Source organism: Lysinibacillus sp. RC46 (genome assembly GCF_041262385.1).
Taxonomy (GTDB): Bacteria; Bacillota; Bacilli; order Bacillales_A; family Planococcaceae; genus Lysinibacillus.
The window spans coordinates 114,838-135,853 of the sequence record NZ_JBGCCF010000003.1; the positions used below are offsets into that span (position 1 = coordinate 114,838).

The 21,016-nt window shown below is 34.9% G+C and carries 18 protein-coding genes and 1 pseudogene; 5 read left to right on the forward strand and 14 right to left on the reverse strand.

All coding sequences use genetic code 11. From position 1 onward, the window contains the following. Nucleotides 1-194 precede the first annotated feature (194 nt). The 3 genes from ABH966_RS04240 to ABH966_RS04250 all read left to right on the forward strand — a co-directional run bounded on the left by ABH966_RS04240 (nt 195) and on the right by ABH966_RS04250 (nt 2,062). Nucleotides 195-608 carry a hypothetical protein gene (locus ABH966_RS04240; protein ID WP_370076043.1) on the forward strand — a complete coding sequence of 138 codons (414 nt, stop codon included), beginning with the start codon at nt 195-197 and terminating at the stop codon, nt 606-608. A gap of 22 nt (nt 609-630) precedes the next feature. After that, nucleotides 631-1,425 (forward strand): hypothetical protein, encoded by a 795-nt coding sequence (locus ABH966_RS04245; RefSeq protein WP_370076045.1) that lies wholly within the window; start codon nt 631-633, stop codon nt 1,423-1,425. 184 nt (nt 1,426-1,609) lie between these two features. Next, nucleotides 1,610-2,062 (forward strand): DUF6097 family protein, encoded by a 453-nt coding sequence (locus ABH966_RS04250; RefSeq protein ID WP_370076047.1) that lies wholly within the window; start codon nt 1,610-1,612, stop codon nt 2,060-2,062. Between the two features lie 318 nt (nt 2,063-2,380). Here the strand turns inward: ABH966_RS04250 and ABH966_RS04255 are convergent. From ABH966_RS04255 to ABH966_RS04290, 8 genes and pseudogenes are all read right to left on the reverse strand, one after another. Further along, a pseudogene (locus ABH966_RS04255) lies at nt 2,381-2,652 on the reverse strand (transposase); the annotation flags it as partial. 349 nt (nt 2,653-3,001) lie between these two features. Next, complete coding sequence (locus ABH966_RS04260) at nt 3,002-3,466, reverse strand: ANTAR domain-containing response regulator (protein ID WP_370076051.1); 465 nt, start codon at nt 3,464-3,466, stop codon at nt 3,002-3,004. Between the two features lie 80 nt (nt 3,467-3,546). Continuing rightward, the gene (gene eutC, locus ABH966_RS04265; protein WP_370076053.1) at nt 3,547-4,410 is read right to left on the reverse strand and encodes an ethanolamine ammonia-lyase subunit EutC; all 864 of its coding nucleotides are present in this window, start codon (nt 4,408-4,410) and stop codon (nt 3,547-3,549) included. 15 nt (nt 4,411-4,425) lie between these two features. Beyond that, nucleotides 4,426-5,787: an ethanolamine ammonia-lyase subunit EutB gene (locus ABH966_RS04270; RefSeq protein ID WP_370076259.1), complete on the reverse strand. Its 1,362-nt coding sequence runs from the start codon at nt 5,785-5,787 to the stop codon at nt 4,426-4,428. Nucleotides 5,788-6,060: 273 nt separating this feature from the next. Continuing rightward, on the reverse strand, nt 6,061-7,152 hold the full coding sequence (locus ABH966_RS04275) for a sensor histidine kinase (RefSeq protein ID WP_370076055.1): 1,092 nt from the start codon (nt 7,150-7,152) through the stop codon (nt 6,061-6,063). A gap of 350 nt (nt 7,153-7,502) precedes the next feature. After that, nucleotides 7,503-9,212 (reverse strand): methyl-accepting chemotaxis protein, encoded by a 1,710-nt coding sequence (locus tag ABH966_RS04280; RefSeq protein WP_370076057.1) that lies wholly within the window; start codon nt 9,210-9,212, stop codon nt 7,503-7,505. A gap of 497 nt (nt 9,213-9,709) precedes the next feature. Beyond that, on the reverse strand, nt 9,710-9,943 hold the full coding sequence (locus ABH966_RS04285) for a GNAT family N-acetyltransferase (protein ID WP_370076261.1): 234 nt from the start codon (nt 9,941-9,943) through the stop codon (nt 9,710-9,712). Between the two features lie 207 nt (nt 9,944-10,150). Continuing rightward, complete coding sequence (locus ABH966_RS04290) at nt 10,151-11,095, reverse strand: DMT family transporter (protein WP_370076263.1); 945 nt, start codon at nt 11,093-11,095, stop codon at nt 10,151-10,153. Between the two features lie 163 nt (nt 11,096-11,258). Between ABH966_RS04290 and ABH966_RS04295 the strand changes: the two genes are divergently transcribed. Then, nucleotides 11,259-12,116, forward strand: a complete 858-nt coding sequence (locus ABH966_RS04295; RefSeq protein ID WP_370076059.1) for a LysR family transcriptional regulator — start codon at nt 11,259-11,261, stop codon at nt 12,114-12,116. 239 nt (nt 12,117-12,355) lie between these two features. Here ABH966_RS04295 and ABH966_RS04300 read toward each other — a convergent pair whose 3' ends face one another. Then, nucleotides 12,356-12,751: a VOC family protein gene (locus tag ABH966_RS04300; RefSeq protein WP_370076061.1), complete on the reverse strand. Its 396-nt coding sequence runs from the start codon at nt 12,749-12,751 to the stop codon at nt 12,356-12,358. Between the two features lie 171 nt (nt 12,752-12,922). Beyond that, nucleotides 12,923-13,807, reverse strand: coding sequence for a LysR family transcriptional regulator (locus ABH966_RS04305; protein ID WP_370076063.1), 885 nt, complete (start codon nt 13,805-13,807; stop codon nt 12,923-12,925). A gap of 104 nt (nt 13,808-13,911) precedes the next feature. On the opposite strand from ABH966_RS04305, the gene ABH966_RS04310 reads away from it, so the two are divergent. Continuing rightward, on the forward strand, nt 13,912-14,679 hold the full coding sequence (locus ABH966_RS04310; protein ID WP_370076065.1) for a sulfite exporter TauE/SafE family protein: 768 nt from the start codon (nt 13,912-13,914) through the stop codon (nt 14,677-14,679). A 345-nt stretch (nt 14,680-15,024) separates the two neighbouring features. Here the strand turns inward: ABH966_RS04310 and hblA are convergent, their stop codons facing one another. The 4 genes from hblA to ABH966_RS04330 all read right to left on the reverse strand — a co-directional run bounded on the left by hblA (nt 15,025) and on the right by ABH966_RS04330 (nt 20,360). Next, the gene (gene hblA, locus ABH966_RS04315) at nt 15,025-16,137 is read right to left on the reverse strand and encodes a hemolysin BL binding component B (protein ID WP_370076067.1); all 1,113 of its coding nucleotides are present in this window, start codon (nt 16,135-16,137) and stop codon (nt 15,025-15,027) included. A gap of 22 nt (nt 16,138-16,159) precedes the next feature. Next, a complete protein-coding gene (gene hblD / locus ABH966_RS04320; protein WP_370076069.1) occupies nt 16,160-17,392 on the reverse strand; it encodes a hemolysin BL lytic component L1 in 1,233 nt (410 codons plus the stop codon). A gap of 53 nt (nt 17,393-17,445) precedes the next feature. Further along, a complete protein-coding gene (gene hblC / locus ABH966_RS04325; RefSeq protein WP_370076071.1) occupies nt 17,446-18,765 on the reverse strand; it encodes a hemolysin BL lytic component L2 in 1,320 nt (439 codons plus the stop codon). A gap of 551 nt (nt 18,766-19,316) precedes the next feature. Continuing rightward, nucleotides 19,317-20,360 (reverse strand): Fic family protein, encoded by a 1,044-nt coding sequence (locus ABH966_RS04330; protein ID WP_370076073.1) that lies wholly within the window; start codon nt 20,358-20,360, stop codon nt 19,317-19,319. Nucleotides 20,361-21,016 lie beyond the last annotated feature (656 nt).

Sequence of the window (21,016 nt, forward strand, 5' to 3'; positions counted from 1 at the left end):
TTAAAGGCGGATTTTCCGCTTTTTATTGCAGTAAAGGGTGGATCTTCGCAAAATTTACTCCTTGAACCGGAAGTAAAACCGTTGATTACCGCCACCATATTGTATCCCTTCAAACCCGTTGTCGCCTTTCCATCCACTGTTTACAATTGTGATAGAGACATCGATGAACTCAAAAATACGATTGTAGCGAGGTTATGGGCTGGTTCAGTAAAAAGAAACATGCACAGGACAATTTGGAAAAAGCGGATCAATTATTAAATAAAGGCTTAAGCGGCATGATGATGAAGGGACTCATCCCCAAGCAGCATCGCGAAGCCATAAATCAAAGCATTGAACAGACTAGGCAAGCGCAGATGGCCGCGGGAGGTTCCGTTCCTATCACTGCTACCGCTATCGTCCTTTCGGTACGCGATACCGGAAAACTGATTAATTTTGAACCGGTTGTTATTTTGGAGCTGGAGGTGACGGAAACCCGTGGTAGCCGTTATACGAAAACGCTCGAAACGCTTGTATCCAAATTACAGGTGCCACGGGCCGGGGACCACATCGGACTCGGACAACATCCGGCCAATCCGGCGGAACTCATCTATGTTGGCCCCATGACTTGAATCTGACCCAGGAGGGATAATGATGCAAAAAATCTTAACATCACTTGGCATGATTACCGTACTTGGCGTTTGCTTTTCCCCGCTGCTAGCTAATTGGATATGGGACGATCCCTTTATCATTATAGGTTCTTCTTGGTTTGTACCAGCCATCTTTTCCGGTATTGCCCTGTTGATTCTTCCTCCCATATTGAGTAACGTCTTTGGTGTCGGTACCGTCAAGAAGGGGCAGTCAGCAGTGGGACTCATCACGAATATCCAGCAAACCGGAACGATGATTAACAATAAACCGGAAGTCAAGCTGGAGCTGATGGTAACAAGACAGGGCCACGACAAATACCCGGCCAAGCTGCGGATGATTGTTCCTGTCATGAATTTACCGCAATTTCAGCCTGGATTCATTATTCCCTTACTGGTCTCGGAGAAAAATCCCTACAAGATCGGTTTTGATGCCAAAGGTCATATGAATCAAAATGATCTTCAATCGCTTTTTAATGAACAGCTCGTTAAACAAGGTTTGAGTCCGGAACTAGCGGATATTGCGCAAACCGGGGATAAAGGTCTAGCTAAAGTAATGGATGTAGTACCACTGGGTATGGCCGCATCCGGAAAAGTTCAACTGCAGCTTACTCTCGCCGTTACCAAACTAAACGGGGAAACATTCAAGGTGACGGTACAAAAAGATCTGCTTGTCGAGAATCTTGCCCGGGTGCAGCAAGGTCAAATCATCAATGTCATCTATTCCCCGAAGGACCCTGCGAAGCTGACGATTGTGCTGCCGGTCACGGAGCAGGAAATCCGGCAGACGTTCGGTACATAAACATGGAAAAGCGTTAGCCTCCGGGTTGTAGCCGGACCTCTTCATTTTTAACTTTATTTATGGCTAAATGAAAAACTAATCAAAAACAATAATGATAAAATTCGGTAAAACCCAATCGACATGCAAATAGAAACAACCTTTCATTTATGGTACTATACACTAAAAATTTTTAAATGAGAAAGAAGTGAGGAAACTGAATTACGGAAAAACGATGGTTGAATTTTTTTCAAGCGTGGAAGAACTTAAACAGCTTCACAAAATAATTAATGATTACAACTTACCTATTAAAAGTGAAGATACCTTTGAAAAACAAGTGGTGGGGGTTAGTGAATATTTAAATGAACCTACTTTTATCGAAGCTCGGAATAAAAAACGATCTTTAAACATTATCTCGGGTGTTATTGCATTACCAATCGTTGTCTTTATTGTTTATATGATATTAGGAAAGTTAAAAGTAATAGATCGAGGGGATATCTTTAAAAATGTACTTGATTGGTTTTTAGCTTATCCATGGGCGTTTATTCTGTACGCTTTTGTATTTGCTTCAATTGTAATTGCACATAAATTAATAGAAAAGAAAATGTATTATAAAATATATCCTAATTTAAAGTTTAAATTATTGGACCAATTAAACTAAAATATTGAAAAGCAGTTTTTAACTAACTTTCTCTCCAAATCAATTGAAAAAATACCTTTAAGGAGATAGGAAAGGGTGAGCGCTCTTTCCTATCTCTTATAGTTCCAGTGCTTCCTTTTACAAACTCACCTTTTAGTGAAATATCTTTTAAGTCTGATTCCCACTTAAACCATTCATTTATATTTGCGTATAATGACCAAATTTTGTCTTACGTAGTATTAACTCCTAGTTCAAAAGTAAATTTTAAACTAATTCCTTCTTTCTATAATAAATATCAACAATAATTTCTAATTTCTTCACCTGAAAAACATTGTTATATAGAATCTTTGTCATCGACCAAGTAGCCCACAACTTTTCTTGAACAGCTTCTTTTACTTTTGGCGTACATACTTGGCACCACAGTTGGATTTATTTTGGTGGTAACATACTTGCGCTTCGTCAGCCGTACTACTGGCGTGGCGTTTTATTTCTCTGGAAATCGTAAAAGGTTGACGATTTAAGAGTTTCGCTATTTTACGAATCGGATAATCAAGTTCCAGGTATGTTTCTATTTTTACACGTTCTGATATGGTAAGATGGGTATAGCTCATAATGTTTCCTCCGTTTGAATGTTGGTGTGGTAACTACTTTCTACACGAGGTCGTTATGGGCTTCCTTTATATTGATTTCTGGGTGTTGCACTTAATATTACAATCCGTCATTTTAAAAAAAGTCACTCATTATATTTCAAATGAGTGACCATGCCCCTTATAATTTCGGAATTTATGGTAGAAGTGTTAAATGGCAATTTCTTTTAAGATGAGTGAAATATAACTGTCTACGGTATTTATTAAATATAAATTTCAGAATTTTCCATAAATTTAACAGATATTTTAACAAGATCAACAACTAAAATCCATTAATACTTTGGGTTAATGTAAATATCTACAGCCTAGATAATTACTTCCCATCAAGTTGCCCTTTTGCTCGCTCAATCATCTTGCGCTTTTGAATTTTTTCGTGTGTTAGTTGTAAAGATTGTTTTAGCGTCTGTGTCCTCTTAGCTTGTTGAAGTGCAATCATCACTGCTGGAATTAAGCTAGCTTCAGAAACGGGTTTAACTAGATACCCCATAATATTATCTTGCTTAGACTTTTCTACAAATTCTTTTTGACTGTATGCAGTAATCAATAACACTGGTATATCTAGCTGTCGACCAATAACCTCGCTTGCTTTTAAACCATTAATTTTTGGCATTTCAATATCCATTAACACAAGATCTGGCTTTAACTTAAAAGCGAGTTCAATCGCTCGATCCCCATCTCCTGCTTCCCCGACTACCTCATAGCCGTTAGTCCGAAGCATCATTTTTAAGTCCAGTCTAATAATTGGCTCGTCTTCAGCAATCAGAATCCGTTTTTTCATAAAACATCACAACCTTTCTGGACCCATTGAAAAGTAACTTTACGCCGCATTCATCTCACTACCTATAGTGGTGGGAGATTTCAGCTGAAAGAAGTTAAATTTCTTTGTTGAGCAAAAGTAACTCCTGAACACTTTGCATGAAGCATTTGTTCAATTAAATCAGATAGATAGGCACCAGCTTCAACTGAAGTCAATCCATCTTTATGGATATTTGAAATGACCGTCCGATCAGCTTCAACTGTTTTTTCAGTAGGCCTATAAATCATGTATGTGCTCAAGCTTTCATCTGTATTTAGACCTGGCCTTTCACCAATCAATGAAATGACAAGGTCACAATTAACAATAGCAGCTACTTCGTCTTGCACCCATACACGCCCTCGCTTAATAAAAAACGGCTTTGCGACACTTATATTTTTTAATTTTAGGCCTTGTATTAAAGCCGGCAGTAAATCAACTACATTTGCTTCTACCGCAGAGGAGCTCAATCCATCACAAACAATAATTTGAACCTCTTTGCCTTTATCGCCGTTCTTTTCAAGATACTTAATAGATTCATCCGATAACTTTCGACCGGCATCTAAATCCATTAAGTAAGTTTTCATATCACAGGCTTTTGTTTCTAGCTTGTGTAAATCCATTTGTTGAAGAAAATCATCACTTACATCTCTTAATACAGCATCCTGTGCAGCTGCATGATCAATTAAAAATTGTAAATAGCTTGTCGTCAACATACGCGTCCCAGTTCGACCAATACCAATACGCGCAGGTGTAATACTTTGCGCCCGCTCAATAGATGCAGCGTTATGCGGCTCCTCTACCCCTTCTATACGTTCTTCCGGAAAATATATAATTTCTTCTTTATTTTGATTGGTTTCAGTTTTTGGCGAATTCATGTTTTTCTTTACTTCTTCCACTACTCTTTGAACAATTTCTTGAATATCCATTTTGCTCCTCCCTTCTCAATCAAAAATTGATAAATCTCCCGCTCGTTTCGTCAACTTTCCATTTTCCATTAGGCCCATTTTCTCCAACCACTTTTCAAATTCCCGAAGTGGTCGTAAGCCCAGAATCTCACGCAAACTAGCATCATCGTGATAGCTTGTATCTTGATAATTCAGCATGACATCATCTCCACCTGGTACTCCCATGTAAAAATTAGCTCCTGCTACTGCCGTTATGATACCGGCAACTTCCTGATCATTTTGATCGGCATCCATATGATTTGTATAAGTGGGAGCAATACCCATTGGTAAACCATGTAATTTCCCCATAAATCCATCTTCAAGATCCGCTCTTATTAATTGGCGGCCATCATAAAGTGTCTCCGGTCCAATAAAACCAGAAACAGTATTCACCATGAAAGGTTTCCAGTGACGTGCAAAACCGTAGCTTCTCGATTCAAGGGTTTGCATATCTACCCCAAAATCAGCATTTAAAGATACCTCCGAACCTTGTCCTGTTTCAAAATACATAAAGTTTGGACCTGCAGATGTACCATATCGAGCCATCATTTCATAGCCCTCATCAATAATTTTTTTAGATATACCGAATGCTTCATTCCCTTTTTGTGTACCTGCTAAACTTTGAAACATAAGAGCGATAGGTGCCCCTTGCTTTAAAGCTTCCATTTGTGTTGTTATATGGGCCAAAACACAATTTTGTGTTGGAATTTGCCATTTCTCAATAAATTCATGTGAAAGTGTCAATAGTTTTTTGACGGATTCAACCGTATCCACATTCGGATTTATTCCGATTACGGCATCACCTGCTCCGTAGGACAACCCTTCCTTGATTGAATACAAAATTCCTTCTGGAACATCATTTGGATGATTGGGCTGACAACGAAATGCTAAGCGACCAGGCTCTCCAATTGTAGTATTACAATGTGCTTGATATTTCATTTTCTGTGAAGCAAGAACAAGATCAATGCTTGACATCAGCTTGGCAACAGCTGAAATCATTTCACTCGTTAGTCCCCTAGAAAGTTTCAATAATTGATCTCTACCTGTATCAGATGACAGAATATAATTTCTCAGTTCACCGACAGTCCAACTTTGAATATCCTTGTAAATCGTGTCGCTTATATCATCATAAATCAAACGTGTTACTTCATCGATCTCATACGGAATAACCGGATTCTCATAAATTTCTTTCAGCTGCATCTCACTAAGTACTACTTTAGCTGCCATGCGCTCAAGTGATGATACCGCTGCTACACGCGCCATCACATCGCCAGATTTTGCTTCACTTGCTTTTGCAAGTACCTCCCTTACCGACGAAAACGTATAATGAGTTCCTTTTACCACACAGGACAATTTCATCATTTAACACCCCTTTTTATATGCTAAAGATTGCAATCAAACGAAAAAAAAGCGCTTTCACATATCCCTGAAGAAATTTTCTTCGGGCGTGAAAGGCGCCTTTGCCTCAGTTATTATTTTAATTCATTCTACACTACTAGCAAATATTTTGTAAATAGTTCGAAAACAATAACAACATCAATTAAAAATGATATTTATTTTAAAATATACAATTCCTCAAGATTTAAAAAACTTGTAACTGTTTAACTAAAGCTTTAATTAGGAGACCTAGTGTCATTTAGTATTAACTACGGTAGATACTATCGGAAAGGTTATTGAAACTTTTGTCCCTTCCTCAGAAATAGGGAATGAAAAAACTCCTTGTAGCTTCTCTTCAACTAACATTTCTACAAGCTGTATTCCTAAAGATGATATATCACCTAAAGAAAAAGAATCACCAATTCCACATCCATCATCCGTTACTGTAATCGTAACCATTTGCTTTCGTTGCCTCAAATTTATAGCAATTTTCCCGTAATTTCGTGAAGGAAAGGCATGCTTAATGCTATTTTGAACTAACTCATTAACAATCAGTGCTACGGCTGTTGCTTGATCTGAAGGACAGCATACAGATTCCCCTTCTACAGACACAGTAATATGTTGACCTGGAATAATGGACGAGGAAATTAATAAAGTAGAAATTTGTTGTATTAAAAGTTTAATATCTGCTTCATCAATTCCACGCTGAGCCAAATAATCATGCACTAAAGCCATACTAGATATACGAGATATACTATCGTGGAATACCTCAGTTACTTCTACCGAGTGAGAACGTTGCATTTGTAACCGTAGCAAACTGGTAATTACCTGTAAATTATTTTTAACGCGATGATGAATTTCCTGAACGACAAAGGATTGAAATACACGTTGCTTGTCTTCACTATTAGCCGCTTTCATAAACTGCTCTATATTTTTTTCATTCTGCGCTACCTGTGAGATATCTCTTTCTTTAATTAATACCGCAATGGTCTCCCCATACAGGTCTTTTATAGGAACAATATCTTGTTGCATGATTCCGCGCTCTTCGGTAATGCCTCTTGATCCAAAAAGTGGTTTCCCAGTTTTTAAACTAAATAAAACACCCGGCTCCATCTCTTCATATGCAATTTGCCCTAACATACTATTTTTATACAAAGATACTATAGTAGTAGGCTTTGCCTCAGCTACAATTAAAGAGGCGTTATCTTCTTCCAAAAGACAATCTATAAAAATATCTGCTTGGGAAAGATCAGCTATTATTTGAAGGTTTTCAGCCATACCTAAAATAATTTCACACTGTTCATTTGATAAACTTGTAAACCGTTCTAAATCTAAAATTCCCATCATGATATCGCTCCCCTTTCTCCAGTTTTCCAAACACTATAGCAAAATTAAAAAGTGTGTTCAATGTGACACAACAAAGTTATCGAATTTTCAAAATAAAACATTTACTACTATGTGGCGCTTTAAGTTTCTGAAAATCCACTTTTTGTTATTGTAGTTAATAATACGAAACGGATTAAGGCAAAATTAAAAACGAGTCCGGTGCAATACCGAACTCGTTTTACCCAAGCTGCCTAATGAAATAACCGTGTCTAACTTTTAGGGGTCACTTCATCCTTAGATAACAGTTTTTTTTGAACAGCCTCTTTACCTCTGGGCTGCACTTTCACACTTAATAGGACAATTCGTCATCATTATACTTCGAACATATTCGTTTTTTCTTGTAAGTCTTCCGCCATTTTAGAAAGTGCAGAAGTAGATGCTGTAATTTCTTGCATGGAGGCTAACTGTTCTTCTGTAGCCGCTGAAATATTTTGTGTTCCTTCTGCAGAACTTTGGGCAATTCCATTGATTTGTTCCATAGATTTGGTCATTTGATTAACTCCTGTAACCATCTGTTGTACTGATGAAGACACCCCTTGAATTTGAACAGATACCTCATTGATGGCATGTTGAATTTTTTTAAAGGATTCACCTGCGATGTTTACATTGTTAATACCTGTTTCCACTTCATTCGTTGTGAATTGCATAGAATCTACCGCTCTATTCGTTTCAGTTTGAATTCCTGTAATTAACTCAGAGATTCTCTGTGCCGATACAGAAGATTCTTCGGCCAATTTTCGCACTTCTTCCGAAACGACCGCAAAGCCTTTTCCGTGTTCTCCTGCTCTTGCCGCTTCAATCGCTGCATTTAGTGCCAGTAGATTGGTTTGTGCTGCAATGCCTGTAATAACTTCAACGATTTGTCCAATCTCTGCCGAACGCTCACCTAAACCACTAATTACATTACTTAGACTACCAATAGAAGTTTGAATGGAGTTCATTTGTTGAACAGCGGTTTTAATAATATCATTTCCATCCACTGAAAGTTGTTCTGCTTGGATAGTAGCCTCTGAAACGTTAGTAGAATTTCTAGCTATTGTTTGAACATCTTGTACCATATGATTAACAACACCTGATGTTTCTATAATTGTTCTAACTTGATCGTCCGAGCCGCTTGCCACCTCTAACGTAACAGACGCGATATGCTCACTTGCCTCACTCGTTTGTTCCGCACTTGCCGAAAGCTCAACCGAAAATGCTGCCATCTGTTCGGATGATTGTTTCACCTGACCAATTAGATCTCGTAATTGAGCAATCATATGGCTAAATGAAGACGTTAAGACTCCTAGTTCATCCTTTGAATCATAGTCTACACTAAAATTTAGTTCTCCTGCTTCCGCTCGTTGAACAGCAAATTTTAATTTTTCAATTGGAGAAATTATATATTTTCGTACACCTATAAAACCGATTGCAACAAACAGAATTCCTAATACAATTGAAATGATTAGGGAGATCGTGATACCTTTACTTGCCTCAGCTTTACTTTCCATATTCAATGTACTTGCATATTTTTTATTCAATTTTGTCAGCTCCAAACCTTTTGACATAATTTCGTCAAATACAGGCTTAGCACTTGAATTAAAGAGATTTATTGCTTCCTCATTCTTATTGGCAAGACTTAGTTGAAAGACTTTCTCCATACTTTCTTTAAAGTTTGGAAATTGCTGAACCAATTCATTTATTATTTTGTCCTCATCCGATTTTAAATTGGCTTCTTTAAGTATTTGAAGATTCTTTTCATTCTCTTCAAAAGCATGCATTACTTCATTATTAATTTGTTTAATAGTTGATTCATCTGTAAAAAGGAAAGAACGATACATATTTGATATAATGACCCGATTATTAAGCCTATAATCAGTCAAAACTATACTTGGTTCTAGACGGTTTTTAAAAATATTCTCTGTATTATTCTCCAAAGATTTCATTGTGATATATCCATTCACTTGAATAATACCAACTGTTAAAATGGCTATAAACATTAATAGGACTAACTTTTTAAATATAGATAGATTGCGTAGCATGGTTAATACGCTCCTTTTTAAATTCAATTTTTAGTGCACATTTTAATGAAAGACAATGAATCGTACATTATCAAAGGTGCGAGCCTCCATGTTTATTTACAACATGGAGCTAACCTGCTTGTCTTGTTTAATCCTATGTTTTCATTATATTGACTTTTCTCTTCGTTTTTCTGATAACCTACTTAAAAATAATAATGAATTCCCCTGCTTTTAGCCCCTCCCAATAACATTAGAAAATTTATTTTTCATACTATTCACAATATATTACGACATATTTCGATATTTTTGAACAAAAAATCGACAAAAAAATACAATTGAGTAAATCAACCTAAATTACTACATTTTTTTTAATGAGTAGTTCTTCAGAAACAGTTTCTAAAATTTTTCTAAAGAAAGAGGGATGTCCCAAAAGTCATTTGCAGACTTTTAGGGCATCCCCAGCGTAGTTACATTCTTTTTATTACTCTCTTAGAAATTTTAACGAAAACTATACTTTGCTAACATTTCTCTCCAAGGAGCCATTCGGGCTTCTTCAAAACCCACACTAGTATACCTTGCTCATTGTTTGGCTGATATCCAAGCCATATGACATCAGTGCAATCATCTCTACTCTGGATGTCTTGAACAATCAACTTCATTGTTCTCTTGCCATAGCCACACCCTTGATATCGCTCATCAATTATAAACCTGTATTTCCAATAGCTTCTACCATCTGAATAAATCCTGTATATTGGCCTAGATACTAATTTTCCACACTAATGTCCTACCCCTTGTCTTGGGCATTAATTAACCTTGATGATAAATGAACAAAATAAAGAGCGTGTTTTAAATCGATAACCGATTAAAACACGCTCTTTATAAAAAAGCTTAATCTATTTTAATTACTACATGCTTAGAAGTTAATTGCGCCAGCAAAGAAAATCATAATTCTTCTAACATCAGACAGCCTGCCGTAATTCTTCTTCCTCTTGCATAACCTGCAGATTCGTGTTTTTTTCTCTGCGCTGACATATGTTATTCCAAATAAGAGCTGAAATAACAAGTAGAGTCCCTGCTATATCAAAGATTGTGATTTTATATCCTTGTACCATCATAATGACCAATGTAGTAATTGGAACGAAATTAATGAATAAAATTCCATTAATGGATGATAGGATTTTCACACCATAATTCCAAGTAAGCAATGCTACAATACCTGGCAGTGTCATCATAAACAATAAATCATATTTAATAACAAAAATCGTTTCCATACTTGGGACTGAAACATACCCTTGCATCGTGATGATCATTGTGATGATACCTGTTACAGCTGTGCCAAATACACATGTTAATGTAGAATAGCGGAGAGTTGACCAATCATTAAATGTTTGACCGCCCATTGTATAAATAACCCAACCTACAACTCCAATTAAAATGAATGCTAGCGGAACTAGATTATGTTTCAGTGTAAGAAAGAAACTCATATCGCCTTTTGTAATAACAAAAATAGCTCCAATAAAAGCAATGATCATGCTGCTAATCATATACTTCTTCGGTTTCACTTGTTTATATCCCCATAGAATAGCAATCGAAATCATCGGCATGAGTGCTTCCATAATCGATGCCACCATAACGCCAGATTTCCCCATTAACATCTGACCTAAGAAAACAAGCACGTTGTAAACAGTAAATGCCATAATCCCAAAAAAGACGAGTAGCTTACCTTTCCCCTCTAAGCGAAACGCTTTTTTTCCTTCTTTCATCCATAATAAAATGACTAATACAATCGATACTGCCCCATATCGAATAATTGAAAAATAGAATGGATTTATATATTCAAGTGCATGATCTGCAACTGGAAACATGGCTCCCCACGACATACTTGCAATTAAACATGCTAGCATGCCTATTATTATTTTACTTTTTCTCACTGTTTTTTTCCTCGTTTCTATACAACTTCTATGAAATTCACAATGAGAATTATAAAAAAGAAAATACATCACGTAAAATGATTGAAAGTGATATTAACTATCATTTATAATGATAGTTTTTAAGGGGGTATACTCAATGGAACTACGAGATTTACAGATTTTCAAAAGCGTTGCAAATTACGGGAGCGTCAGCCATGCTGCAAAAGAATTAAATTATGTACAATCCAATGTAACTGCACGTATTAAGCTATTAGAAAAAGAACTCCAAACGCCGCTTTTTTATCGCCATAAAAAAGGGATGACATTAAATCCAGAAGGGCGAAAAATGCTTGTTTACGTGAATAAAATATTGCTGGATGTCGAAGAAATGAAACAGGTCTTTTTAGATAGTGATACACCGACTGGTACTTTAAAAATCGGTACAGTCGAAACAGTGAGTATATTACCAACTATTCTAGCGTCTTACTATAAGGGCTATCCGAATGTAGACTTAACATTACAAGCTGGTTTAACTGAGGAACTTATTAAAGAAGTAGCGGATCATCAATTAGATGGGGCCTTTATAACTGGACCGATTAAACATCCAGTTTTAGAACAATATGATGTATTTACCGAAAACCTCGTTCTCCTATCACAAAACAAATTATTTCGTATCGAGGAATTTACGTCTACACCAATCCTTGTTTCTAATCAAGGTTGCGGATATCGTTCCAAGCTAGAACTCTGGCTCAAAGATGAAGGTTTACTGCCAAAAAGAATCATGGAATTTAATATATTAGAGACAATTTTGAACAGTGTTGCCATTGGTCTTGGCGTTACACTTGTACCACAATCGGCTGCAGAACATCTTTCTACAACAGGCAAGGTTTATTGTCATCCAATTCCTAAAAAATACGGTACGATTTCAACCGTCTTTATTCGACGAAAAGATGCATATATGACAAATTCGATGGAATGTTTTTTAAAAACAATTGCTGAGCATCAGCATACATAGGATTTTTTAGCCCGAAGAAAGCGCCAACTCGAAGTGACTTTGTTATTGTATCTAAAGGCTAAACGCTTGGTTTTAGTCCCAAGCGTCCTGTTTCCTATCCATCATATATTCATAAACGAATGCAGGCAAAAATTAAAAGACCTACGCTGGTACAATACCAAACTCAGGTCTTTTAATGTAGTTAAAGTCAAATCAATTGAGTGTCTTATGACTGTAAATTTTATTGATCTTAGCAAATGCTATTTTGCATTTTTGTCAGGCTGATGAATTCCGAATATATTGCCTTCAGTATCAATATAGTATCCCTGCCACGCCATTCCAGGAAGAGCATATTTCGGCATTGCCACTGTGCCACCATTCTCAAAAATTTTAGCCTCTGTTACATCGTAATTTTCCACACCCATTGTACAAGCAAATCCGTTTAAGGCCTGGTTCGGTTCCGGAGAAGGACCTTGACGTTGCATTAAAGCACCATCGATTCCATGCTCGTCTTCATTGCCAGTCACTGCTCCAAAGTAAGGCATTCCTGCATAATCACTCCAATCTTGAAATGACCATCCGAATACCTCTCCATAAAATTTCTTTGCACGTTCCATGTCACTTACATGAATTTCAAAATGAACTAATCTTCCCATGATATCCTCCTAAATACTAAAGAATTAAATTACTCACTGTGTTTGAGTACAATTACTATATATTATTATTACAAGGAATGGAAATAAAAAAGTAGAGAAATTATATGCAAAAATCGAGAATAAACATTCTAATGCTTGTTCCCGATTTTGGTTCTATTGCATTTAAGTTAGTTAATTTATAGTGTTTAAATGATCTTTTAAATACTGAATAAATGGATGCTCTTCTATATCTGATTTGCGTGTACAAATAAATAAACTTTGCTGAATATCTGCATGTTCTACATATACCCGAGCTAGTTTCCCATTTGCTATACTTTCCGTCACACTGTAGGACGGTGCTAAAGTCATACCGTACCCTGCTTCTACTACTTTAATCGATTCATGTAAGCCTTGCATTTGAAGTCCTAATTTAGGTAATGGACCGTTAAACGTGTAAAAAACCGACTCCAATAAATCAAGTGTCGAGCTTCCTCGTTCCCGATAAATAAAGTCCTCCTTCGATAATTCATAAATGGAGACAGTTTGATTTGCTAAAGAATGTGATGGGTGAACAACAAACCAAAACGGGATATCTACTATTTTTTCAAACTGTAAATCAGGATGACCAATTTTATTTTGTACGACAAAACCAAAATCTACTTCATAATTAAGAACTTGCTCTTCCACAGATTTCACATTGCCCAACGACACAAAAAATTCAATGTGAGGATTAGCAAGCTTATACGCTGCTATAATAGACGGGAGTATATAGTTTGTCGGTATATAGGACGAAGATATATGTATTTTTTCTTCTTTCGCTAAAAATTTACCGAGCTTTTCATCAATTTGTGCTTCTAAATAAAATAAACGCATTCCCTGCTCATACAAAAACTTCCCCTCAGGAGTTAATTGAATGCCACGTCCTTTCCCTTCAATCAATTTTGTTCCTATTTCGCTCTCTAATTTCCGAATTTGAATAGTGACAGCTGGTTGGCTAAGAAGCATTTTATTCGCTGCTGCGGTAATTCCTCCAAGCTTTGCTACATTCGTAAAAATCCTTAATCCATGCAAATTCATTTTATTCACTCCTCCCTATCCATAAATTAAATTTATGAATAAGCAATTTATATATATTTGTTTTATATATAGTTTAGCAGTAATTTAAGTGTAGAGGTGATTTGATGGAAATTTTACTACATGAATGGTTATCAGTAAATGGATTTATTTTATTTACAATCGGCTTACTCGCAGCAGTCATTGGTGTTCTTTTCGGCGCTGCAGGCTTTATCTTGTTGCCTGCAATGTTACTTATTGGCATTCCGATACATACAACTGTAGCAGTTAATAAATTTGCGACAGGAATTTCAGCTCTATCAAATGTCGTATCGTTTGTAATTAAAGGACATTTATCTTTAAAAAAATTCACATCTTTAATTATGATATCTAGTTTAGGAGGTGTATTGGGCGCATTTTTAGCCACTCGATTATCAGAACAAGTCATGAATGTTGTAGCTTGTGTATTCTTAATTTTCGCATTTTTCATTGTGCTTTGCAGTAATAAATTTATGGTAAAGGATATTAAAGAGGCAGAGGAACAACCAATTAATAAACTTATTCCGTTTGCGATTTCAATATATGATGGTGGTTTTGGACCAGGCTCAGCCCTAATGAATGTAACCTATCATCTTAAAAAGCAATATACCTATATAAAAGCAGTTGAGTTAACAAGAATTATTACGTTTTCAAGTTGTACAGGCGCATTTCTCTTTTACTACTTTACGGGTATTGTTAATTGGGGAATCGCTATTCCTGTTTCAATTGGCTCTATCGTTGGCTCGTTCTTAGGTTTAAAGATAATTCCTTATATCAAAACAAAATGGATTCAAATTTCATTACCCATCATTTTTTTCTTGCTAATTGTTCAGGTCGTAACGGATTTATTGATATAACACACTAATTGGCTAATATACTTTCTTTGGCTGGTACATCTGATGGTGTGTAAATTTATCTTACAAGTAAAGACACAAAGTTATTTTGGTTGTTACATCAAAAAAGGTTGGGCAGTTAGTTATGATGAAAGAAAATAACTGTCTGGCCTGAACGATTTTTACATAAAAATATTTCTGTACCACGTTGCGGGTCTATATTAGACATGTAAGTACTACACTAGTTGCTAAGAAAGTGTTCTAATTGCAAAAAAGAAGTCTAAAAAACTAAAATAAAAAAGCTGATTTGGGAAATGAAATATTCCCCAAATCTACTTTTCTATTATAGTAATATATATTGAAAACAGGCTATATTTTCAACTCTTTTATCCCTGCTTTTAATGTATCTGCATCTACTTTTAATGTTCCCCAGCTATCTTTAGCTGATTTCAAGTTAGGTAGTAAAAATTTGAATTTATTTTGTTCCGCTTTTTCAGATGCATTCTCGATGTGTCTCAGAACGCCTGAATATTGAGAGTCTAAATCATTCCATTGTGTAGACATAAAAGTAAGTGCGTTAATAGCATCATCTAGTGCATTGTACATCTCACTAATATTACTATGTGCAATTCCAACTACACGATTTAATGTTGTTTTATAATCAACTGTCTGATTTAATTGTGCTAATAACGGTTCTAATTGACCTAATTGATCTCTTGCTACCCCTAACATAATACCACCAGCAATCCACGTCGGAATAGAGGGCACAGATACTGTTATTATTCCATCAGACTCTAATTTTTTATAGTAGTTTACTGATTCTAAAACTTCTTTTAGTCGCTTTTGATCATCCTCAACTGCAACACCTTGGTTTTTTAAAATCGATTGTAAAAGATCTTTGTTACTGCCAAATGCTCTAACATCTTGTCCAATAGCGTCTCGTAATTTAGTTAATTCTACTATTAATTGTTGTGCATACTTTTGATTTTGTTGAATTTCTTCTCGTAAATCTGTAATCCCTTCTATTAACGTCTCTCCATCTCCTGTATTAATGGCCTCTACAATTATGTCATAATAATTTTCGAATTTTGTATCGTATTCAATAATACCTGTCAATGTATCTATCAGCTGTTTTTTTACTTTTGTATCCCATGTAAGGGCATGTGCTCTAGCATCCTTTTGATCCTGTACTATTTTACCAGGCAAATCTGGATAGCCATTAATCTTAATTCCTTCAAAATTGACATCTGGATTCTTAATTAACATATAAGAATAGGCATTCATAGATTTTGCAAAAAGCCCCGCCTTTTGCAAGGTTTCCTTCATCTTCACTTCGTTTGCTGAAAGAGACGTCTCACTATTGTTAGTTTGCTCAATTTTACTTGTCTCAGCAAATGTTGCTACTGGAGATACTACAGCTGTAGTTGTCAAAGTTAAAAACGTCGATACAGCGAGTACTTTGTAAAGAGATGTTTTATTCATTTTAAATTCCTCCTACTGTATTTCAGTTCTTTTCTTCTTGTTTAAAGGCAATGTCTTTTGCAATAAATTCTGCATCTTGATGAATATCATTCCAACTTTGTTTAGCAGCTTTTAAATCATCAGGTATTAAAGAGAGCTTATGTTCTTGCATTTGATCGATATTATCATATAAATCTTTATAATTTGCTCCCATTGTATTCCATTGTTGCTGAATATTCGTCAGAGACATTATTGCTTGATCCACTGTTTGATACAGATATGTCAAAGTGTCTTTAGCGTTAGTAAGAGCAATAACAGCTTGGTTAGCAAAATCAGCTTTCATCGTTAAGTCTCCGATTTTATTCGAAATTTCGTTATAGGAGTTCATATGATTAGAAGCCGTAACACCAGCTGCTGTTCCTAAACCAATACCAGCTGAACCGAGAACTGCAAGGCCGCCTACAACAGCCGGTGTCGCAGTTCCGCCAGTCACAACAATGACTACTCCTCCTGCAATAGTTCCAATAACTAAAACAGCTGCTCCCAAGCCTCCACCAATCGACCATGCTAATACATTGTCAAAATGGGCTTTCTGAGTGGAACGTAGATTCTCAATTTCAGCTTGAAGTTGTGGAATCAATGCCTGTTTTCCCGCTAATATTGCCGTTAATCCACCTTTCCCATCTGGACCGCCTATATTATTTTTAAAATCTATAGTATTTGTATACAGTTTTGTTTTGAAGGCATCTAACATTTTAATTACTTCTGTAACTTCTTTTGAATTTGTATTAATTGTACTGATTAAATCACCTATACCTTCTTTTAAGCCTTCCTTATCTTTCTTTTGTACAGTGTCTATTAATGTGTCGTAATAGTTATTAAATTGTTCATCATAATTGACAATATTACGTGCTGTCTTTTGAATTTTTGGCTTCGCCGTATCTAACCAATAATTCGCATGGATTCGAGATAGGTCCTGATTAAGGTGAATATTTTTGATTAATTCTCCCCCTTCTGAACCTAAATCAATATTGGATAGATTTACATTCGGCTGTTTAATCATTGTTTTTGCGTACAAATCCATTACAAGAATATGTGATCCTGTTTCAGCTAACGCTTTTTTCAGCCCTTCAGGTCCTAATGTATAATAATTTCCTATTTTTTGTTCCTGAGTGATTTGTTCTTGTGCAAGTGCGTGAATAGTACCACTGTTAGCTCCGGTTATAACCGCTGCCAAAGTAGCCACGGTTAACACTTTAAAAGGGAATTTCTTCATATTAATTTCCTCCCAAACTTCGATAGATTTTTATAATTTTAAATTTCAGGATATTAAAATTTATCAGCTTGTTCCTCTAGTTGACTTATTATATTTTTTAATCGTCTTAATGTATCTTTCTGAGTTGTATTGTCAGTAGTATCAGCATTAGTACTTAATTTTGTGACACTATTTTTTATTAAGTTCAAATCTTCTTTATAGCGTTTCAATAGGTCAAGTTCTACATCTACTTGGCTAGCGAATGTATGCAAATCATGTTGCATAAGAAGTAGCATTGATTTTTGTAAATCTGCTATCGTTAGTTTCGTTGTTAAATCATATAATTTTTGATTTTGTTGCTCCAAATCATCTAAATATGCTCGTTGTTCTGCCTTTAAATTATTTACTTCAGCGAAGGTACTATAAGTTTTTTTGATTTTTTCTGGGTCAATTGCTTTCATAAGGTCATACTCTTTCGCTTTTGTAGCTGCAGCTGCAGCAATTTCACCTTTTTTATTTTTCTCAATTGCTTCACGAGCTTCTTTTTTAGCAGCTTCAATCTCTAAAGCAGATTTACCCTTTTCTTTTGCTTCTTGCTCTGCTTTTTCCTCTGCTTCTAAAATAGATTTATTAATTTCTTTTCCTTTGTTATACGCCGCCGCCGCTGTTTGAGCAGCAGGGTCGATAACATCTTTTGCAAGACTATAAATCTCTTGGAATATTTTAAGTCCTTGTACATTTAAAGCTCCCGGAAGGAATGCAATTTGCTGTAAATCATTTTGAATTAATTTTTTAGTATCTAGTAATTCGTCTTTTAGCTTGTCTATCTTCCCTGTTCCCTCTAAACTTAGTACTCCCTGAGCTTTTGTCACATCCGTATCGAGATCTTTAAGTTTTTTTTCAAGCTGTAATTTAAGGTCTGTTAATTCATTAATCTGAAGTTGCACATTTTCTTGATTCGTCATAGTCATTTCTTGAAGGACTTCTAATCTATCCAAAAAACCTTCTTTATCGTCCTTATTATCTACATATCCTTTTAATGTTGGATAATAGTTATTAAATTTAGTGGCAAACCCTTTACTTTTTGAATTTATTAGCATTAATTTTGGATAATGTTCCGATGACCATTCTTTCATATCCTGTTTTATTAGAAATTGCTCTGTGTTTAAAGCTGGTATTTCCTCTAGCTGTACATTAGGGCTTAATAAAGCCTGATCTATATACATTTGAGTCAATTTAGACTGTGCACCTAATTTTCTTAAAGATGAGGAAATAGCTATGTTCTCTTCTTGAATTTCCGCTTGAGCTATAGGTGTTGTAAAAGTATGTATAGGAATAGCCCCCGTAGTAAAAATAGACGTCATCATTAATCCTGTAATAATTTTCTTTTTCATTTTGTTTACCTCCTTAGATGATATTTTTCAAAATCATTTATGTAATTACTTCTTAAGTCCCCTTAATATACTTATAGTTACAGGAAAGATTCTTGCCAAAATAATTCACAATTCCCCTGTAATGTAAATTTTAGGTATAGTCACAATTTTTAGCAAATCGCAGTAAAAATAATCTATTTTACATGTAAAATAGTTAATTTTCGCTGTAATTTTGATTTTAAAGTAGATTAATATGAACAAAATTAACTTGAAAGTGCCATAATATGGTGAAAATAAGCGGATTGAAGTTACAATATTGACATACTTTTGCCAATGAAATAGAAAATAAATCTTCTATATTTAGACATATTGGTCATGTTAGAAAGGGCGTTTTTTATTGTGAAAAAAGGCAAAACGAATACTTTCGTTGGAATATTTTATTAACGGAAAGCTTTCCATTCCTTGAAAACTAAAAAACCAATTGCCGATTAAAGATTGGCAATTGGTTCTCAGAGTAGATTTCTTGATTTGTTTAGAAAAAACTGATTAGCCCCAACTTCAAAAAGTGTAGATTAAGACTCTACTTTCATCCAGCGCGCATTTCTCCCTTTTGAAATAAGTTTGATTTCACCTAATAGTTGCAAATCAGTTAAAGCTTTACTAATAGTACTTTCAGCTATATCTGGATAAATGCTTCGAATACATTCTTTTGTAAAAGGCTGTTTTTGATTATGAATAAAATTCTGAATTCGCTCTACCTTAGTATGTTTACATATAGAATCCAGTACTCTGCTATGTAGATCTTCATAAGCTTCTAAAATAATAATTAAGAACTCTTTTAACCAGAAGCTAATATTATGCCCATTACAATACCAATTAACCGATGATTTAAATATGGCTTCATAGTATTCTGATTCTCTTTTCTTTATATATTCATCTAAACAAACATATTTTACAAATGTATGTCCGTTTTTTACTAATAGTAATTGCATTAACATAAGTGTTAATCTACCATTACCTTGACTAAAAGGAATTATGCAATAAAAATTCAATATAAAACGAGCTATCAATATAAGTGTAGGCAACTCTTTTTTACGGTTTAATAAATTGTACTGGTTACATAATTGTTCTACTGCCCATGGAATATTTTCAGGTGGAAGAGGACGATAACAAATCGTATGCATCCCTTTTTCGGGAAGTCCAGGGATAGAAAATGGCTTTTGGCGCCATTTTGCTCCATCAGAGGTATTATAATGAATTAATTGGAAATGCAATTCTTGTATAGTATCTGGACTTATAGAAAAAGCACAAGATTTTTTATGTACAAGAGTCAAAGTTTCATAATAACAAAATATCGCATCTTCCGAAATGGATTGGGGGATCATATCATCTATAATAAGTTCTTTTAATCGCTTATTTGAAACTTTTATATCCTCATAAACTGAAACATAGTTTTTTATGTATTGTAGGGGTATAGCTTTTTCAAGGCTAGTGAATATGTCAGGTCTCTGCTCTTTATAAGCGGTCAACATTCCTTTATATTCACTAATTTCACTGACCAAGTTTATTAGTTGTTGCTCACTATTTATGTACGGATTTTCGAAATAATTTCTCATTTTGTTCCTCCTGTTACTATCTCTCAATGCTCTATTACAATATTTTTTTTGTTTTTAGGAATTCCTAATGTTATTCGAATAACATCCGGTTTAATAGAGCTTTAACTTTCTAAAGAAAGAGGATTAATTTATTATTCAAATTTTTGTATAAAGGCGTTGAAATTACTTTTTATTTCAAAAAGTGGATGCATCGTAAATATAGACGTTAGACATTGGACTTATTAAATATCGGAATATTATCTTTTAAATGTACTGATTTTTATTATTTTTTGTGACATTTTTTATATATTTTTTCTTCCCGCTATATAATCATCCATTTTTAACGAAAGCGAGTTATTCCATTATGTTGAATACAAGTTAATAACACGCTTCAACTAAACCTGCTTCGTTCGTTCAATTTACTTCAACAAAAAGAGCGTTAATCCCTTGTTGGATCAACGCTTTAATTTCTAATTAAACTATACCGATTGGATCTGTTTAACCTTTTGAATTATTAGGATTTTCAAGAATAAAACTAAAGAGAACAATGTATGTACTATACTAAATATAATCAGTCCTGATGTGACATCTGGTTCTTTTTTTAAGTTGAATAACGAAGGAACTCCCACGTAAAAAGGTAGTAAAACGTAAATGTAATACATTACTCCAAAGTATAA

Bases quoted from the DNA above. Each gene is read 5' to 3' on its own strand.
- ABH966_RS04240 (WP_370076043.1), top strand. From the start codon at position 195: ATGGGCTGGTTCAGTAAAAAGAAACATGCACAGGACAATTTGGAAAAA.
- ABH966_RS04245 (WP_370076045.1), top strand. From the start codon at position 631: ATGCAAAAAATCTTAACATCACTTGGCATGATTACCGTACTTGGCGTT.
- ABH966_RS04260 (WP_370076051.1), bottom strand. From the start codon at position 3,466: ATGAAAAAACGGATTCTGATTGCTGAAGACGAGCCAATTATTAGACTG.
- eutC (WP_370076053.1), bottom strand. From the start codon at position 4,410: ATGGATATTCAAGAAATTGTTCAAAGAGTAGTGGAAGAAGTAAAGAAA.
- ABH966_RS04270 (WP_370076259.1), bottom strand. From the start codon at position 5,787: ATGAAATTGTCCTGTGTGGTAAAAGGAACTCATTATACGTTTTCGTCG.
- ABH966_RS04275 (WP_370076055.1), bottom strand. From the start codon at position 7,152: ATGATGGGAATTTTAGATTTAGAACGGTTTACAAGTTTATCAAATGAA.
- ABH966_RS04280 (WP_370076057.1), bottom strand. From the start codon at position 9,212: ATGCTACGCAATCTATCTATATTTAAAAAGTTAGTCCTATTAATGTTT.
- ABH966_RS04290 (WP_370076263.1), bottom strand. From the start codon at position 11,095: ATGCTAGCATGTTTAATTGCAAGTATGTCGTGGGGAGCCATGTTTCCA.
- ABH966_RS04295 (WP_370076059.1), top strand. From the start codon at position 11,259: ATGGAACTACGAGATTTACAGATTTTCAAAAGCGTTGCAAATTACGGG.
- ABH966_RS04300 (WP_370076061.1), bottom strand. From the start codon at position 12,751: ATGGGAAGATTAGTTCATTTTGAAATTCATGTAAGTGACATGGAACGT.
- ABH966_RS04305 (WP_370076063.1), bottom strand. From the start codon at position 13,807: ATGAATTTGCATGGATTAAGGATTTTTACGAATGTAGCAAAGCTTGGA.
- ABH966_RS04310 (WP_370076065.1), top strand. From the start codon at position 13,912: ATGGAAATTTTACTACATGAATGGTTATCAGTAAATGGATTTATTTTA.
- hblA (WP_370076067.1), bottom strand. From the start codon at position 16,137: ATGAATAAAACATCTCTTTACAAAGTACTCGCTGTATCGACGTTTTTA.
- hblD (WP_370076069.1), bottom strand. From the start codon at position 17,392: ATGAAGAAATTCCCTTTTAAAGTGTTAACCGTGGCTACTTTGGCAGCG.
- hblC (WP_370076071.1), bottom strand. From the start codon at position 18,765: ATGAAAAAGAAAATTATTACAGGATTAATGATGACGTCTATTTTTACT.
- ABH966_RS04330 (WP_370076073.1), bottom strand. From the start codon at position 20,360: ATGAGAAATTATTTCGAAAATCCGTACATAAATAGTGAGCAACAACTA.